The 15,302-nt window shown below is 68.2% G+C and carries 14 protein-coding genes and 2 pseudogenes; all 16 read right to left on the minus strand.

The window, feature by feature from the left end:
* Positions 1-130: 130 nt before the first annotated feature.
* On the minus strand, positions 131-865 hold the full coding sequence (locus AC3XYG_RS38935; RefSeq protein ID WP_489145279.1) for an isoprenyl transferase: 735 nt from the start codon (positions 863-865) through the stop codon (positions 131-133).
* An 8-nt stretch (positions 866-873) separates the two neighbouring features.
* On the minus strand, positions 874-1,395 hold the full coding sequence (gene frr, locus AC3XYG_RS38940) for a ribosome recycling factor (protein ID WP_489145292.1): 522 nt from the start codon (positions 1,393-1,395) through the stop codon (positions 874-876).
* Positions 1,396-1,433: 38 nt separating this feature from the next.
* Complete coding sequence (gene pyrH / locus AC3XYG_RS38945) at positions 1,434-2,159, minus strand: UMP kinase (RefSeq protein ID WP_489145280.1); 726 nt, start codon at positions 2,157-2,159, stop codon at positions 1,434-1,436.
* 156 nt (positions 2,160-2,315) lie between these two features.
* Positions 2,316-3,242 (minus strand): annotated as a pseudogene (tsf, locus tag AC3XYG_RS38950) (translation elongation factor Ts).
* 104 nt (positions 3,243-3,346) lie between these two features.
* Positions 3,347-4,162, minus strand: a complete 816-nt coding sequence (rpsB, locus tag AC3XYG_RS38955; RefSeq protein ID WP_489145281.1) for a 30S ribosomal protein S2 — start codon at positions 4,160-4,162, stop codon at positions 3,347-3,349.
* Between the two features lie 182 nt (positions 4,163-4,344).
* On the minus strand, positions 4,345-5,478 hold the full coding sequence (gene queG, locus AC3XYG_RS38960) for a tRNA epoxyqueuosine(34) reductase QueG (RefSeq protein ID WP_489145282.1): 1,134 nt from the start codon (positions 5,476-5,478) through the stop codon (positions 4,345-4,347).
* A 10-nt stretch (positions 5,479-5,488) separates the two neighbouring features.
* A complete protein-coding gene (queF, locus tag AC3XYG_RS38965) occupies positions 5,489-5,959 on the minus strand; it encodes a preQ(1) synthase (RefSeq protein ID WP_489145283.1) in 471 nt (156 codons plus the stop codon).
* 9 nt (positions 5,960-5,968) lie between these two features.
* Positions 5,969-7,102 (minus strand): tRNA guanosine(34) transglycosylase Tgt, encoded by a 1,134-nt coding sequence (gene tgt / locus AC3XYG_RS38970; RefSeq protein ID WP_489145284.1) that lies wholly within the window; start codon positions 7,100-7,102, stop codon positions 5,969-5,971.
* Positions 7,095-8,152, minus strand: a pseudogene (queA, locus tag AC3XYG_RS38975) (tRNA preQ1(34) S-adenosylmethionine ribosyltransferase-isomerase QueA). The gene tgt and the pseudogene queA overlap by 8 nt, the downstream one beginning before the upstream one ends.
* 13 nt (positions 8,153-8,165) lie before the next feature.
* A complete protein-coding gene (locus AC3XYG_RS38980; RefSeq protein ID WP_489145285.1) occupies positions 8,166-8,684 on the minus strand; it encodes a queuosine precursor transporter in 519 nt (172 codons plus the stop codon).
* Between the two features lie 123 nt (positions 8,685-8,807).
* Positions 8,808-9,236 (minus strand): DUF3592 domain-containing protein, encoded by a 429-nt coding sequence (locus AC3XYG_RS38985; protein ID WP_489145286.1) that lies wholly within the window; start codon positions 9,234-9,236, stop codon positions 8,808-8,810.
* 134 nt (positions 9,237-9,370) lie between these two features.
* Positions 9,371-9,898, minus strand: a complete 528-nt coding sequence (locus AC3XYG_RS38990; RefSeq protein ID WP_489145287.1) for a chromate transporter — start codon at positions 9,896-9,898, stop codon at positions 9,371-9,373.
* Between the two features lie 4 nt (positions 9,899-9,902).
* A complete protein-coding gene (locus AC3XYG_RS38995; protein ID WP_489145288.1) occupies positions 9,903-10,478 on the minus strand; it encodes a chromate transporter in 576 nt (191 codons plus the stop codon).
* A gap of 118 nt (positions 10,479-10,596) precedes the next feature.
* A complete protein-coding gene (locus AC3XYG_RS39000) occupies positions 10,597-10,974 on the minus strand; it encodes a glyoxalase superfamily protein (protein WP_489145289.1) in 378 nt (125 codons plus the stop codon).
* Positions 10,975-11,136: 162 nt separating this feature from the next.
* Positions 11,137-14,610, minus strand: coding sequence for a DNA polymerase III subunit alpha (dnaE, locus tag AC3XYG_RS39005; RefSeq protein ID WP_489145290.1), 3,474 nt, complete (start codon positions 14,608-14,610; stop codon positions 11,137-11,139).
* 206 nt (positions 14,611-14,816) lie between these two features.
* On the minus strand, positions 14,817-15,302 hold a 486-nt coding region (locus AC3XYG_RS39010), incomplete at its 5' end, for an FtsX-like permease family protein (RefSeq protein ID WP_489145291.1).

The following is a 15,302-nucleotide window of genomic DNA, read 5'->3' on the forward strand; positions in this document are numbered from 1 at the left end:
CAGCGCCAGCAAGGCGACAATGACGGCAAATTCCCAGTTGCCGACATACACGGCAGCCAGGATCAGCGGTCCGAGGATGAGGCTGGAGACGATTCGCAGCGACAGGTTGCTGGGCTTACCCCGCGGCGGGTTACTTGCCACCGACAGCGCCATAACGACGTTCCCGCGTGCGGAATTCGGTCAGGGCCGCTTCGAGTTCGGCATGCCCGAAATCCGGCCACAGCGTGTCGGTGAAGACCAGTTCAGCATAGGCCGTCTGCCACAACAGGAAGTTGCTGATCCGCTGCTCGCCGCTGGTGCGGATCAGGAGATCCGGATCGGGCAGGTCGGCGGTGAATAGGCGCGTTGCGAACAGCTCCTCGTCGATCGCCTCGGGCGCCAGGGTGCCGGCTGCGACCTCGCGCGCCACCCGGCGCGCCGCCTCGGTGATCTCCTGCCGGGAGCCATAGCTGAGCGCAACGGTCAGGTTGAGCCGCGTGTTGCCGGCGGTCAGCGTCTCGCTCTCGACCAGGAGGTCGACGATATCCGCCGCAAGCCGGGTCCGATCCCCGATGAAACGCATCCGCACGCCCTTGCGGTGCAACGCCTTGAGCTCGCCGCGCAGGAAAAAGCGCAACAGTTTCATCAGCTCGCCAACCTCGAAGATCGGGCGACGCCAGTTCTCGGTCGAGAAGCCGAACAGCGTGAGATAGTCGACGCCGAGCGCAATCGAGGCGTCGATCGTCGCCTTGACGGCATCGATGCCCTTCCGGTGGCCGAGGGTGCGCGGCAGTCCGCGGTTGGTCGCCCAACGGCCATTGCCATCCATGACGATGGCGACATGGAGCGGGGGCTGGCCTTCGGCCTTGGGGGCGAAACGATGCATCCCGCTGCTCAAACCTGAAGGATTTCTCTTTCCTTCTGCGCCGCCGTTTCGTCGACTTTCTTGATATGCCGGTCGGTCAGCGACTGGATCTCATCAGACAGGCGCTTGTGCTCGTCCTCGGAGATTTCGTGATCCTTTTCCGCGCGCTTCAGCGCGTCCATGCCGTCGCGGCGGACGTTCCGCACCGACACGCGGGCGGCCTCGGCATACTTGCCGGCGACCTTGGTCAGTTCGCGGCGGCGCTCCTCGCTCAAGTCGGGCAGCGGCACGCGCACCGTCTGGCCTTCGGTCTGCGGGTTGAGCCCCAGACCGGAGTCGCGGATCGCCTTCTCCACCGCCTTGACCATGGTGCGGTCCCAGACCGAGACGGTCAGCAGGCGCGGCTCCGGCGCCCCGATGGTGCCGACCTGGTTGATCGGCATCTGGGCGCCATAGGCATCGACCGTGATCGGCTCGAGCAGGCTGGTGCTGGCCCGGCCGGTCCGGAGACCGCCGAGATCCTTGCGCAGAGACTCCAGAGCGCCCGCCATACGGCGGGCGATGTCGTCGAGATCGGCTTTGGCCAAGCTCAGCCCTCCTCGGTAACGATCGTGTAGCGGCCCTGTCCTGCGACCACCTCGGCAAACGCGCCATGCTCGTTGATGGAGAAGACAAGGACAGGAATCTTGTTTTCGCGAGCCAGCGAGATCGCCGCATGGTCCATGACGCGGAGATCTTTTGCCAGCACATCCATGTAGGTCAAGCGGTCGAAACGCTTGGCGTCTTCGACCTTGAGCGGGTCGGCGTCGTAGACGCCATCGACCTGCTTGCCCATCAGCAGCGCGTCGCAGCCCATTTCGGAGGCACGGAGGGCTGCGCCGGTGTCGGTGGTGAAGAACGGGTTGCCGGTACCGCCGACGAAGATGACGACGCGGCCCTTCTCCATGTGCCGGATCGCCCGGCGCCGGATATAGGGCTCGCACACCGTCTGCATCGGGATGGCCGAGACCACGCGGGTGTGCAGGCCCTGGTGCTCGCAGGCGCTCTGCAGCGCCAGCCCGTTCATCACGGTGGCCAGCATGCCCATGTAGTCGGCGGTTGCCCGCTCGATGCCGGAAGCGGCGCCGCTGATGCCGCGGAAGATGTTGCCGCCGCCGACGACCATGCAGATCTCGACGCCGAGGGCGTGGACCTGGGCAACATCCTGGGCGATCCGGTCCACCATCTTCGGGTCGATGCCGTAATCCCGGTCACCCATCAGGGCTTCGCCGGAGATCTTCAACAGCACCCGTCGATACTGGGCCACTTTCGCCATGTCGCCCTACTCCTTCAGCGTCGTCGATCCGGCTTCGACCGGCCCGCCCCGAAGGTCTGGCCGGCCCGCCGCGTCTTGCATCAGACCGTCCAAACGTACCAGCGCCTGGTTTGATCCGCCCGAAAGGCGCCCGTCGACCGGGCGCCCCGCAATCGGTCAGCGGCCGAGCGTGGCCGCAACCTCTGCCGCAAAGTCGCCCTGCTCCTTTTCGATGCCCTCGCCGAGCACGAAACGGACGAAGCCGGTAACGGTCACAGGCGCGCCGACATCCTTGGCCGCCGCCGCGATGGCGTCACGGACCTTCGATTCGCCGTCCAGCACCCAGACCTGCTCGTGCAGCACCACTTCCTCGTAGTACTTCCGCAGCCGGCCTTCGACCATCTTCTCGATGATCGACTCGGGCTTGCCGCTGGCGCGGGCCTGGTCGGCCAGCACGCTGCGCTCGCGGTCCAGGGCCGTGGTGTCGACGTCGGCGACGTGCAGCGCATCCGGGCGGGCCGCCGCGACATGCATCGCAACCTGCTTGCCGAACGCCTCGAGCTTGGCCTTCTCGCCGGTCGATTCCACGGCCACCAGCACGCCGATCTTGCCCAGGCCGGCCGCAACCGGGCTGTGGACATAGGCGGCGACGACGCCGTCCGAGACGGTCAGGCCGGCGGCGCGGCGCAGGCTGATGTTCTCGCCGATGGTCGCGACCATCTGGGTCACTTCCTCGGCGGCGGTGCGGCCGGTGCCCGGTTAGGCGCTGGCGGCCAGCGCCTCGACGTTGCCGTCGGCCTTCAGCGACAGGCCGGCCAGGGTCGATACCAGGCCCTGGAACTTGTCGTTGCGCGACACGAAATCGGTCTCGGAGTTGACCTCGACCAGGGCGCCGCGATTGCCCTCGACGGCGATGCCGACCAGGCCTTCGGCAGCCACGCGGCCGGCCTTCTTGGCGGCAGCGGCGAGGCCCTTCTTGCGCAGCCAGTCGACCGCGGCCTCGATATCGCCGCCGGCTTCGCCGAGCGCCTTCTTGCAGTCCATCATGCCGGCGCCGGTCTTCTCACGAAGCTCCTTCACGAGCGCTGCTGTGATCTCTGCCATTTCGACCTCTTATTCGTACGTTCGGCGCCGCGCCCATTCGGTCGCAGGCGCCCTCATCGAAAGAAAGGGGCGGCTTTCTGGGCCGCCCCGGTATCGCGTCCGGCTCAGGCCGCCGGCTGTTCCGGCTCGCTGGCCTCGACGACCTCGATGCCCTCGCCGATCTCGGTGGCGGGCAGCGCCTCCTCGACCGGTGCCTCTTCGAGGGCGCCGACATCGGCGCCGCTGGCGGTCATTTCGGCCTGGATGCCGGCGATGACCGAGCCGGAGAACAGCTCGCAGTAGAGTTCGATGGCGCGCAGCGCGTCGTCATTGCCCGGCACCGGGAAGGTGATGCCGTCCGGGCTGGAGTTGCTGTCGAGCACGGCCACGACCGGGATGCCGAGCTTGCCGGCTTCCAGGACCGCGATCGACTCCTTGTTGGTGTCGATGATCACCAGGATGTCGGGCAGGCCGCCCATGTCACGGATGCCGCCCAGTGCCTTCTCGAGCTTGTCCCGCGCGCGGGTCAGGGTCAGCTGCTCCTTCTTGGTCAGGCCGAGCGCGCCCTGCGACAGCTGCTCGTCCATTTCCTTCAGGCGCTTGATCGACTGCGACACCGTCTTCCAATTGGTCAGCATGCCGCCGAGCCAGCGATGGTTGACGAAGTACTGGCCGCAACGCTTGGCCGCGTCGGCGATCTGGTCCGCCGCCTGGCGCTTGGTGCCGACGAACAGGACGCGGCCGCCATTGGCGACGACGTCACGCACGGCGTCGAGCGCGCGGTGCAGCAGGGGCACGGTCTGCTCGAGATCGATGATGTGCACGCCGTTGCGCACACCGAAGATGTACGGGGACATCTTCGGGTTCCAGCGACGGGTGTGGTGGCCGAAATGGGCACCGGCTTCGAGGAGCTGGCGCATGGTAAAGGTCGGGGTAGCCATCGGGCTGTCCTTTTCCGGTTGTTCCGCCGCGGGCCTTGCCCTTCACCTGTCCGCAGGATGCGGATATGGCGAAAAGCACCGGAGCGACCGAGCCACTGCTGTGGCAGGCCGCGATGCCCGCGTGTGGGATTGACGACGGCGCGGTTGATACGCCCTGCGCCGGGGAAATGCAAGCCGAGCGATCAGGCGGCCACTGCCAGCGCCGCCTGCCACTCCTCGCGCACCTCTGCCTCTGAGTCCGCAGATCGTCCCCCGGCGAGCTGGCGCAGCCTTTCCGGTCCCAGCAGCCGTGACAGGGCCCAGACGGCCATGCCCCGCACCACGGCGGCGGCATCATCCAGCAGCGGTTCGACCAGCGGCGCCAGCGCCGCATCGCCACTGTTGCCGATCGCGAGCAGCACATTGCGCAGGAAGCGGGCGCGGCCGATGCGCTTGATCGGCGAGCCGGAAAAGGCGGCACGGAAGCCGGCATCGTCGAAGCCCAGCAGCGACACCAGGGCCGGGCCGTTCAGCTCCGGCCGTGGCGCCAGCGCCACCTCGCGCCCCAGCTCGGCGAATTTGTTCCAGGGGCAGACGGCCAGGCAATCGTCGCAGCCATAGATGCGGTTGCCGATCAGCGGCCGCAGCTCGTGCGGGATCGGCCCTTTGTGCTCGATGGTGAGGTAGGAGATGCAGCGCCGCGCATCCAGTCGGTAGGGCGTCGGAAAGGCTGCGGTCGGACAGGCATCGAGGCAGGCACGACAGGAGCCGCAATGGTCGTGCTCCGGCTCGTCCGGCGGCAGGTCGAGCGCCAGGTAGATCTCGCCGAGAAACAGCCAGGAGCCGTAATCGCGCGACACCAAATTGGTGTGCTTGCCCTGCCAGCCGAGTCCGGCCCGCATCGCCAGGGGCTTTTCCATCACCGGTGCGGTGTCGACGAAGACCTTGATCTCGGTCTTGAAGCTGCGATGGATCCAGCCGCCCAGCGCCTTCGGCTTCTTCTTCACCACATCGTGGTAGTCGCGGCCCTGCGCGTAGACCGAGATCACGCCCCGCCCCGGCTGCTGCAGCAGCAGCCGTGGATCTTCGGCCGGGCCGTAGTTCAGGCCGAGCGACAGGATGGTCCGCGCCTCGGGCCACAGGGTGGTGGGGGCGGCCCGGCGATCGGCATTCGCCTCCAGCCACCCCATCTCGCCATGCTGGCCGTCCGCCAGGAAGATCTGCAGGCGCTCGCCCAGCCGGGGGTCGGGCACCGCCGCGGCGAAGCCGGCGCTGTCGAAGCCAAGCGACCGCGCCTCGGCGCGGATCCGGTCCTTGATGTCGGCTCCGCCCGTCATCCCATGCGGCTCAGCCCCGGCCGCGGTAAGGCGGCACGCCCTGGTCGGGGAGCCACAATCCTTCGGGCGCCGGGCCGCTCTGGAAGAACACGTCGATCGGGATGCCGCCGCGCGGGTACCAGTAGCCGCCGATGCGCAGCCAGCGCGGCTTCATCGCCTTGATCAGCCGCTCTGCCACATAGACGGTGCAGTCCTCGTGAAAGGCGCCGTGGTTGCGGAACGAGCCGAGGAACAGCTTCAGCGACTTGCTCTCGACGATCTTCGCCGCCGGGGCATAGTCGATCACCAGATGGGCGAAGTCCGGCTGGCCGGTCATCGGGCACAGCGAGGTGAATTCGGGCGCGGTGAAGCGCACGAGATAGAGCTGCTTCGGCCGCGGATTGGCCACCGTCTCCAGCACCGCCGCCTCCGGCGAGGCCGGCAGGACCGTCGCCTGGCCGAGCTGGGTCAACGCCTCTGGGGTCTTCGCCTTGCGGGCCATATGCGTCTCCTAGAGGGCCGGAATGTCGCCCGACGCCTGCTCCACCACGAAGGCGTCGGCGAAGGCGTCGAGCGTGCCGGCGGCGATGGCGCCGCGCAGCCCGGCCATCAGGTCCTGATAATAGGTCAGATTGTGCGTGGTCAGCAGCATCAGGCCCAGCACCTCCTCGCCCCGCATCAGATGATGCAGGTAGGCGCGGCTGTACTGGCGGCAGGCCGGGCAGCGGCAGGCCTCGTCGAGCGGCCGGTCGTCATCCTGGTGCCGGGCGTTGCGCATGTTGACCGTGCCGCGGCGGGTGAAGGCCTGGCCGGTGCGGCCCGATCGGGTCGGCAGCACGCAGTCGAACATGTCGACACCGCGACGCACCGCGCCGACCAGGTCGGACGGCTTGCCGACGCCCATGAGATAGCGCGGCCGGTCGGCCGGCAGCGCCGGGACGGTGACGTCGAGGGCTGCGAACATCCGCTCCTGCCCCTCGCCCACCGCCAGGCCGCCGATGGCATAGCCCTCGAAACCGATATCGGTCAGCGCTGCGGCGGATTCGAGCCGCAGCTCGGGGTAGATGCTGCCCTGGACAATGCCGAACTGGCCGTAACCGGGCCGGTCGACGAAGGCGTCGCGCGACCGCTTCGCCCAGTCCATCGATTGGCGCATCGAACTCGCCGCCACCTCCGGCTCCGCCGGGAACGGCGTGCACTCGTCGAAGGCCATGGTGATGGTGGCGTCGAGCAGATGCTGGATCTCGGTCGACCGGTGCGGCGTCAGCCGGTATTCGCGGCCGTCGATATGCGACCGGAAGGTGACGCCGTCCTTGTCCATGCGCCGCAGCTTGGACAGCGACATCACCTGGAAGCCGCCGGAATCGGTCAGGATCGGCCCGGGCCAGTTCATGAAGCGGTGCAGCCCGCCCAGGCGGCCAACCCGCTCTGCCCCCGGTCGCAGCATCAGGTGGTAGGTGTTGCCGAGGACGATCTGCGCGCCGGTGGCGGCGACATCCTCCGGCTTCATCGCCTTCACGGTCGCCGCGGTGCCGACCGGCATGAAGGTCGGGGTGTCGACCACGCCATGGGCGGTGTGCAGGCGCCCGGTGCGGGCGGCGCCGTCCTGGGCTGTGGTTTCGAAGCGGAAAGCGGACTCAGGCATGGTCTTCCTGGCGGTGCAGCAGGCTGGTGTCGCCATAGGAGTAGAAGCGGTAGCCGGATTCGATGGCATGGGCGTAGGCGCTCTTCATCTCGTCCGTGCCGGCGAAGGCGCAGACCAGCATGAACAAGGTCGACCGCGGCAGATGGAAGTTGGTGACCAGCAGGTCGACGGCGCGGAAGCGGTGGCCGGGGGTGATGAAGATCGCGGTGCTGCCGGTGAGGGATGCACGATCCCGCCCTCTCCCGCCGCGCTTTCCAGCAGGCGCAGGCTGGTGGTGCCGACCGCGACGATGCGGCCGCCGGCGGCGCGCGCGGCGTTGATCTTGGCCGCCGTCTCCGCGGTCAGGATGCCGCGTTCGGCATGCATCACGTGGTCTTCGACCGTGTCGGTCTTCACCGGCAGGAAGGTGCCGGCCCCGACATGCAGCGTCAGCCGCACCGTCTCGATCCCGCGTGCCGCCAGCGTGTCCAGCAGCATCGGCGTGAAATGCAGCCCCGCGGTCGGCGCGGCGACGGCGCCGTCATGGGCGGCGAACATGGTCTGGTAGTCGTCCAGGTCGCGCGCATCCGGCCCGTCCGGCCGGGCGATGTAAGGCGGCAGCGGAATCTCACCATGACGCTGCAGCTTGTCGGCAAGGCGCGCGGGGTCGTCGAAGGCGATCTCGACCTCACCACCCTCGCCCTTGGCCAGGACAGTGGCGCTGAAGTCGTCTGCGAAGCGGATGACGTCGCCGGCGCTCAGCTTCTTCGCCGGCCGCGCGAAAGCACGCCAGCGCCCTGCGTCCACCATCTGGTGCAGCATGATCTCGACACCGGCCGTGCCACGCTTGCCATGCAGCCGCGCCGGGATCACGCGGGTGTCGTTGACGACCAGCAGGTCGCCCGGCCGCAGCCGGCCCGGCAGGTCGCGCACATGCCAGTCCGTCAGCTCGGGGCCGGTCATCAACCCGCCCGCCTCGACCTCCATCAGCCGCGCGGCGTCGCGCGGCTCGGCCGGCCGGTCGGCGATCTGCTGCCGCGGCAGATCGAAATCGAAATCATCAACACGCATTGAAGGACCGGGATCAGCCGTTCTGCAGCGCTGGCATCGGCATCAGCACATTCATCAGCGCCCGGAACGGCGCCAGGAACAAGAGCGCGCAGGCCAGCTTCACCGAGAGGTCGCCGGCCATCAGGTTCAACAGCGGCAGGTCGGTGCCGGCGAAGGCGATGGTGAAGAAGATGCCGGTGTCGACCACGGAGCCCAGGGCCGAACCGATGAACGGCGCCCGCCACCAAGAGGCGCGGCGCAGCCGGTTGAACATGTAGATGTCCAGCAGTTGGCCGACCAGGAAGGCGGTGCCGGAGGCCACGGCGATGCGCCAATCGGCCAGCCACAGCGACAGCACCACGGCGATGGCGAAGCCGGCATAGGCGACCTGGCGGGCGCGATGCGGGCCGAAGACGCGGTTGGTCAGGTCGGTGACCAGGAAGGTCAGCGGATAGGTGAAGGCGCCCCAGGTCAGCCAGTCGTTGATCTGGAACTGGACCAGGTAATTCGAGGCCACCACCGCGCCGATCATGCAGATCAGCGCCAGGCTCATTCCGCGGATTTCCGTGCGCAAGGCGGTTTCATCCAACAACAATCGCCCGCGGCGCAGCCATCGGCGCCCGGGTCCGGCGGCGGTTGTAGCGCAGGCCGTGGCATTTGGCCATGGCGACGTGTGCTAGCGCTGCCACGATCGATAACGGCGCCCCAGCAGCAGGCGCCCGAGGACCGTCAGCACGAGGCCCATCACGAAGAAGACGCCGAACAGGATGCCGAACAGGCCCGGCAGGAACCAGCGGCCGGCAAACCCGTCGACCGCGGCCTCCTCGGGGTGGGCGGGGTCATAGGCGACGGCCAGCTGTTCGCCGCGATAGAAGGAGGAGCTGCGAACGGCGCTGCGGAACTGCACCTTGCTGCCGCCCGCCGTGGTGAACTCGACCTCCGGCCCGTTGTTGAAGTCGATGATGACCCCGTCGGCCCGGGCATTGCGGCCGCTGGTGTACTCCAGGCCCGCCAGCACGCCGGCAGCGATCAGCCCGAGCAGGCCGAGCCCCAGGAAGACCAGGCCGAGGATCGGCAAAGCCCGGATTCCGGTCACCCGCGCCATCGCCCTCTCCCTCCATGTCGATCCGTCCCGCCATACCACTGTATGCCAATCCAGAATCGAGCGCATCCGGCCGCAGGACAACCCCTCAAGATCCGGGACCTTGACAAGCCCCCTCGGAGGCCTGCGGCCTGGCGTCAGGGCAAGGCCAGCAGGAACACGACGGCGCCGGCGGCGAGCAGCAGCAGTGGGTTGACCCGGGTGAACAGCAGGGTCAGGCCCGACACCGCCGCCACGGCCCAGGCCAGCACCCCGCCTTCGGCGGCGCTGAGCACGGTGAAGGACGCCGCCAGCACCATGCCGGCGGCCACGGGAGCCAGGCCGGTCTCGACCACCCGCTGCCAGCGGGCGCCGCGATAGCGGGCCCACAGCCGGGCCAGCCCGTAGACCAGCAGCGAGGACGGGGTGAAGATGGCGGCGGTCGCCACCAGCGCGCCGGCCCAGCCGGCGGCCTGCCACCCGACCAGGGTGACCAGCAGCGACCCCGGCCCCGGCGTCATCCGCGACAAGCCGAACAGGTCGAGGAACCGGGCGTCCGACATCCAGCCATAGACGCCGACCGATTGCCGGTGGATGTCGGTGACGATGCTCTGCCCGCCACCGACCGACAGCAAGGACAGCGGCACGAACACCAGCAGCAGCCGCAGCAGGATGTTGTCCGGCATCGCCTCAATCCTTCCGCGGCCGCCAGGCGGCATAGGCGATGCTGAGCGGTGCCATCACCGCCATGACCGGCAGCAGCGGCAGGCGCAGCACGCCGATCGCCACGAAGGTCAGCACGATTACCACCAGCGGCACCGCCGACCGGGCGGCCCGCCACGCCGCGCGCGCACCCATCTGCAGCGACAGCCCGACCGCCGCCGCCGAGATGCCGGCCAGCACGACATGCGCCGCTCGGTACTGCGCGACCTGGGCGAACAGCGCGGCCGTGGCGATGGCGACCAGCATTGCCGGCACCACCATGCCGAGCACGCCGGCCAAGGCACCCGGCCCGCCGCGCAGGCGGTGGCCAATCCACAGCGACAGGTTCACGACATTGACGCCGGGGAAGGCCTGCGCCAGCGCCAGCCCGTTGAGGAAATCCGCCTCGGTGATCCAGCGCCGGCTCTGCACGAATTCCCGCAGCATCCAGCCGCTCAGCCCGCCGCCGAAGCTGGTCAGGCCGATCTTGGTGAAGGCCAGGAAGATCTGCCCCAGGCTCGGTGGCCCGGCCGGGGCCGACACGTCTGCCGTGGTCTGCGCCATGCCCCTGCCCTGCCCGTTCCCGATGTCCGATCCGCCCACTGAAGCGCAGGCGGGGCACGGCAACAAGACCTGCCGGTTATGCCCCGCGCTGCCGCGACAATCGGACCGGCCCGATCAGTCAGATCGGCTGGCCGACGTCGATCCGGTTGCCGTCGGGATCCTCGAACACGAAGGCGCGCAGGCCGTACTCCTGGTCGCGCAGGCCCTTGATGATGCGCAGTCCGTGCTGCTGGCAGATCCGATGGAGCGCAGCCGCATCCGCGACCATCAGATGCGCCACATTGAACGCGGCTGCCTTGTGATCCGGCTGCAGTGTCAGATGCAGCTCGGCCGCATCCCGCTTCAGGATCATGAAGCCGACGGGGCTGCCGTTCTGGAAGGTTTTCGTGAAGCCCAGCACGTCCGTGTAGAAGGCGTGCGCCCGGTCCATGTCGCGGACCGGCAGCATGGCGGCGATCCGTCCGAAGCGGATGCCATGATCGGTGTCGTCACTCATCGCAAGTTCCCGGTGGGAGGGACAGGGGCGACGACCCGGACGGTGCCGGACCGGTCGCATGCCCTCCGGTGCGATTGGGAGACGGTGCCCCCGTGGCATACCCGATCCTGGTACGGCCGATGCGGCGAAGAGACAAGCCGCATCATCCGGCCGGCCCCGGGATCAATACTCCTCGACGCTGAGCACGCCCGGCACCGATTTCAGCGCGGCCTTGGCCCGCCCGCCCACGGCATAGCCGCCCGGCAGCTCGATCTCGACCTCCTCGGTCGGCGCCAGCTGCAGCTGCAGGTTGATCTTGCACCGGCCCTGGCCTTCGCGGTCGAGCAGCCCGTGCAGCGGCTGGATGGCGTGGACACCGTCGACATAGATCACGAAGCGCGCGGCGCTGCGGGCCAGGGCCTGGTCGATCGGCTCGATCGACAGCGCCGTCAGCCGCAGCTCCTCGCCGCGGCTCTGGATCTCCACCGCCATGGCCAGGGCGGCGCCGACCTCGAGCAGCTGCCGGGCCGTCGCCAGCGTCTCGGCAAAGAAGGTGACCTCGAACACGCCGCTGGCATCGGAGAAGGTGCCGAAGCACATGCGGTTGCCGGTCTTGGTCGTCATCTCCCGCTTGGCCATCAGGATGCCGGCGAGGCGCAGCTGGGTGTGGCCCATCCGCATCTTCTGGCCGATCTCGGCCGAGCGGACCGAGCCGAGCCGCTTGGTGTTGTAGGTGTCGAGCGGATGGGCCGAGAGGTAGAAGCCGACCGCGTCGAATTCCTGGCGCAGCCGTTCCATCGAATCCCAGTCCGGGATGCTCGGCAGCGGCGGCGCGCTGAGTTCGCTGCCCGACGCGCCGCCAAACAGTCCGATCTGGCCGCTCTCCCGCTCCGACGCCATGGTGTGGGCGTAGCGCAGCAGCGTGTCGAACGAGGCGACGACGCGGGCACGGTTCTTGTCGATCGAATCGAAGGCGCCGGCCCGGGCCAGGTTTTCCAGCTGCCGCTTGTTCAGCAGCTTGACGTCGAGCCGCCGGGCCAAATCGTACAGGTCCTTGAACGGCCCGCCGCGGTCGCGCTCCAGCACCAGGCTGCGCATCGCCTCCGGCCCGACGCCCTTGACGGCGCCGAGGGCATAGCGGATCGCCTTGCCGCCGTCGGGCAGCGCCTCCACCGCGAACACCGCCTCCGACTTGTTGATGTCGGGGATCAGCAGCTTGACGCGCAGGCGCGTCAGCTCCTGCCGGAAGACGTTCAGCTTGTCGGTGTTGCCGAGGTCGAGCGTCATCGACGCCGCCATGAACTCGACCGGGTGGTTCGCCTTCAGATAGGCGGTCTGGTAGGCGACGATGGCATAGGCGGCGGCGTGCGACTTGTTGAAGCCGTAGCCGGCGAATTTCTCGACCTGGTCGAAGATGTTGGACGCCTGGCCGGCCGGCACGCCGCGGGCGACGGCGCCCTCGACGAAGGTCAGCTTCTGGGCGTCCATCTCCGCCTTGATCTTCTTGCCCATGGCGCGGCGGAGAAGATCGGCGCCGCCGAGCGAATAGCCCGCCAGCGTCTGGGCGACCTGCATCACCTGTTCCTGGTAGACCATGATGCCGTAGGTCTCTTCCAGGATCGGCTGCAGCGACGGGTGCAGGTAATCCGGCGCCTTGGTGCCGTTCTTCACCTCGATGAAGGTCGGGATGTTGTCCATCGGGCCGGGGCGGTACAGCGCCACCAGCGCGATGATGTCGCCGATCCGGTTCGGCTTCATCCGGCGCAGCACGTCGCGCATGCCCGAGCTTTCCAGCTGGAACACGCCGGTCGCTTCCGCCCGGCCGAGCATGGCGTAGGTCGGGCCGTCGTCGAGCGGGATATGCGCCAGGTCGATGTCGACGCCGCTGGCTTTGATCAGGTTCTCGGCCACGCGCAGCACGGTCAGCGTCTTCAGGCCGAGGAAGTCGAACTTCACCAGCCCGGCCTGTTCGACATACTTCATGTTGAACTGGGTGGCCGGGACCGGCGAGCGCGGGTCGCGGTACAGCGCCACCAGCTCGTGCAGCGGCCGGTCGCCGATGACCACGCCGGCGGCGTGGGTCGAGGCGTGGCGGTACAGCCCCTCCAGCTTCATCGCCAGGTCGATCAGGTGGCGGACCCGCTCGTCGTTGTCGCGCTCATGCTGCAGCGCCGGCTCGCCGTCGATCGCCTGGGACAGCGTGACCGGGTTGGCCGGGTTGTTCGGCACCAGCTTGCAGATGCGGTCGACCTGGCCATAGGGCATCTGCAGCACGCGGCCGACGTCGCGCAGCACGGCGCGGGCCTGCAGCTTTCCGAAGGTGATGATCTGCGCCACCCGGTCATGCCCGTATTTGTCACGGACATAGGTGATCACCTCGTCGCGCCGGTCCTGGCAGAAGTCGATGTCGAAGTCGGGCATCGACACGCGTTCCGGGTTCAGGAACCGCTCGAACAGCAGGCCGAAGCGCAGGGGATCGAGGTCGGTGATGGTCAGCACCCAGGCGACGACCGAGCCGGCGCCGGAGCCGCGGCCCGGCCCGACCGGGATGTCGTTTGCCTTGGACCATTTGATGAAGTCCGCGACGATCAGGAAGTAGCCGGGGAAGCCCATCTTCTCGATGACGTCGAGCTCATAGGCCAGCCGGGCCGAATAGGTCTCCTGCACCTTGGCCCGTTCGGCCGCGTCCATCTCGGGCGTGAAGACATGCGCGTCCAGCCGCGCCGCCAGGCCGTCCTCCGCCTGGGTGCGCAGCTCCTGGGCCTCGGTCCGGCCTTCCTCGCTCGGGAAGGTCGGCAGGATCGGCGCCCGCTTCTTCGGCATCACCGCGCAGCGCTTGGCGATCACCACGGTGTTGTCCACCGCCTCCGGCAGGTCGGCGAACAGCTGCCGCATTTCCGCGGCCGGGCGGAAGCGGTGGTCGCGCGTCACCCGCCGCCGGTTGGCCTCGACGACATAGGTGCCTTCGGCGATGCACAGCAGCGCGTCATGCGCCTCGTACATGTCCTCGGTGGCGAAGAAGCAGTCGTTGGTGGCGACCAGCGGCACGTCCTCGGCATAGGCCATGTCGATCAGTCCGGCCTCGATCCGGTCCTCATCCTCTTGTCCGTGCCGCATCAGCTCGACATAGAGTCGGTCGGGGAACAGGGTCTTGAGATAGCGCAGCGTCGCCAGCGCCCGGTCCGGGTGCTCGGCCAGCAGCAGCCGCCCGACCGGCCCCTTCGGCCCGCCGGTCAGGGCGATCAGGCCCTCGGTGTGCCCTTCCAGATCCTCCAGCGCCAGTTGCGGCGCCAGGCCGCCCTCGGTCTCCAGATAGGCGCGGCTGGTCAGCGCCATCAGGTTCTCGTAGCCGCGTTCGTTCTGGGCCAGCAGCACCAGGCAGTCGGGATCGGCGATGGCCGGGCCGCCGACCCGGGCGCCGGTTTCGACCTCGGTCCGGGTGATGGCGAGGATGGTGCCGATGATCGGCTGGATGCCGTAGTCGGTGGCCGCCAGCGCGAATTCCAGCGCGCCGAACAGGTTGCCGGTGTCGGTGACCGCCACGGCCGGCATCTGCATCTTCTTGCAGATGCCGATCAGCTCCTTGGTCTTGATCGCCCCTTCCGACAGGGAATAGGCGCTGTGCACCCGCAGATGGATGAAATCGGCGTGTGGCATGGCGGCGGTGCTCCGCGGCGACGGGATCCGGGTCGGCCCGATTCAACAGAATCGGACCGGCTGGTATTCATAACGCATCCCTCGCCGTCATTGCGAGGAGGCGAAGCCGACGAAGCAATCCATGCAGCGCTCGTGGTGGCCCTGGATTGCTTCGCTGCGCTCGCAATGACGGTGTTTGGAATTCTGAAGCCCGTGGCGGGGCGGGATCACTCGTATCTGAGCGCCTCGACCGGATCGAGCCGTGCGGCCCGCCAAGCGGGGTAGATCGACGCCAGGAAGCACAGCACCAGCGCCATGCCGCAGACCAGCATCACCTCGCCGGCATCGATCTCGGTCGGGATCCGGGTCAGGTAGTAGACCTTGGGGTCGAAGATGGTCGTGCCGGTCAGGGCCTGCAGCCCCTGGCGGATAGTCTCCAGATTGTCGGCCAGGGCGACGCCGAGGCCGAGGCCGACCAGCGTGCCGACCACGCCGATCACCGCGCCGGTCAGCAGGAAGATGCGCAGGATGGCGCCGCGCGAGGCGCCCATGGTGCGCAGGATGGCGATATCAGGAGACTTGTCCTTCACCAGCATCACCAGGCCGGAGATGATGTTCAGCGCCGCCACCAGGATGATGAGTGACAGGATCAGGAACATCACGTTCTTCTCGATCTCGACCACCTCGAGAAAGCCGCTGTTGATGTTCTGCCA

This window comes from Inquilinus sp., from assembly GCF_057815775.1.

What these genes read in the sequence shown, in the direction of transcription:
- AC3XYG_RS38935 (WP_489145279.1), bottom strand. Translation starts at nt 865, where the DNA reads ATGCATCGTTTCGCCCCCAAGGCCGAAGGCCAGCCCCCGCTCCATGTC.
- frr (WP_489145292.1), bottom strand. Translation starts at nt 1,395, where the DNA reads ATGGCGGGCGCTCTGGAGTCTCTGCGCAAGGATCTCGGCGGTCTCCGG.
- pyrH (WP_489145280.1), bottom strand. Translation starts at nt 2,159, where the DNA reads ATGGCGAAAGTGGCCCAGTATCGACGGGTGCTGTTGAAGATCTCCGGC.
- rpsB (WP_489145281.1), bottom strand. Translation starts at nt 4,162, where the DNA reads ATGGCTACCCCGACCTTTACCATGCGCCAGCTCCTCGAAGCCGGTGCC.
- queG (WP_489145282.1), bottom strand. Translation starts at nt 5,478, where the DNA reads ATGACGGGCGGAGCCGACATCAAGGACCGGATCCGCGCCGAGGCGCGG.
- queF (WP_489145283.1), bottom strand. Translation starts at nt 5,959, where the DNA reads ATGGCCCGCAAGGCGAAGACCCCAGAGGCGTTGACCCAGCTCGGCCAG.
- tgt (WP_489145284.1), bottom strand. Translation starts at nt 7,102, where the DNA reads ATGCCTGAGTCCGCTTTCCGCTTCGAAACCACAGCCCAGGACGGCGCC.
- AC3XYG_RS38980 (WP_489145285.1), bottom strand. Translation starts at nt 8,684, where the DNA reads ATGAGCCTGGCGCTGATCTGCATGATCGGCGCGGTGGTGGCCTCGAAT.
- AC3XYG_RS38985 (WP_489145286.1), bottom strand. Translation starts at nt 9,236, where the DNA reads ATGGCGCGGGTGACCGGAATCCGGGCTTTGCCGATCCTCGGCCTGGTC.
- AC3XYG_RS38990 (WP_489145287.1), bottom strand. Translation starts at nt 9,898, where the DNA reads ATGCCGGACAACATCCTGCTGCGGCTGCTGCTGGTGTTCGTGCCGCTG.
- AC3XYG_RS38995 (WP_489145288.1), bottom strand. Translation starts at nt 10,478, where the DNA reads ATGGCGCAGACCACGGCAGACGTGTCGGCCCCGGCCGGGCCACCGAGC.
- AC3XYG_RS39000 (WP_489145289.1), bottom strand. Translation starts at nt 10,974, where the DNA reads ATGAGTGACGACACCGATCATGGCATCCGCTTCGGACGGATCGCCGCC.
- dnaE (WP_489145290.1), bottom strand. Translation starts at nt 14,610, where the DNA reads ATGCCACACGCCGATTTCATCCATCTGCGGGTGCACAGCGCCTATTCC.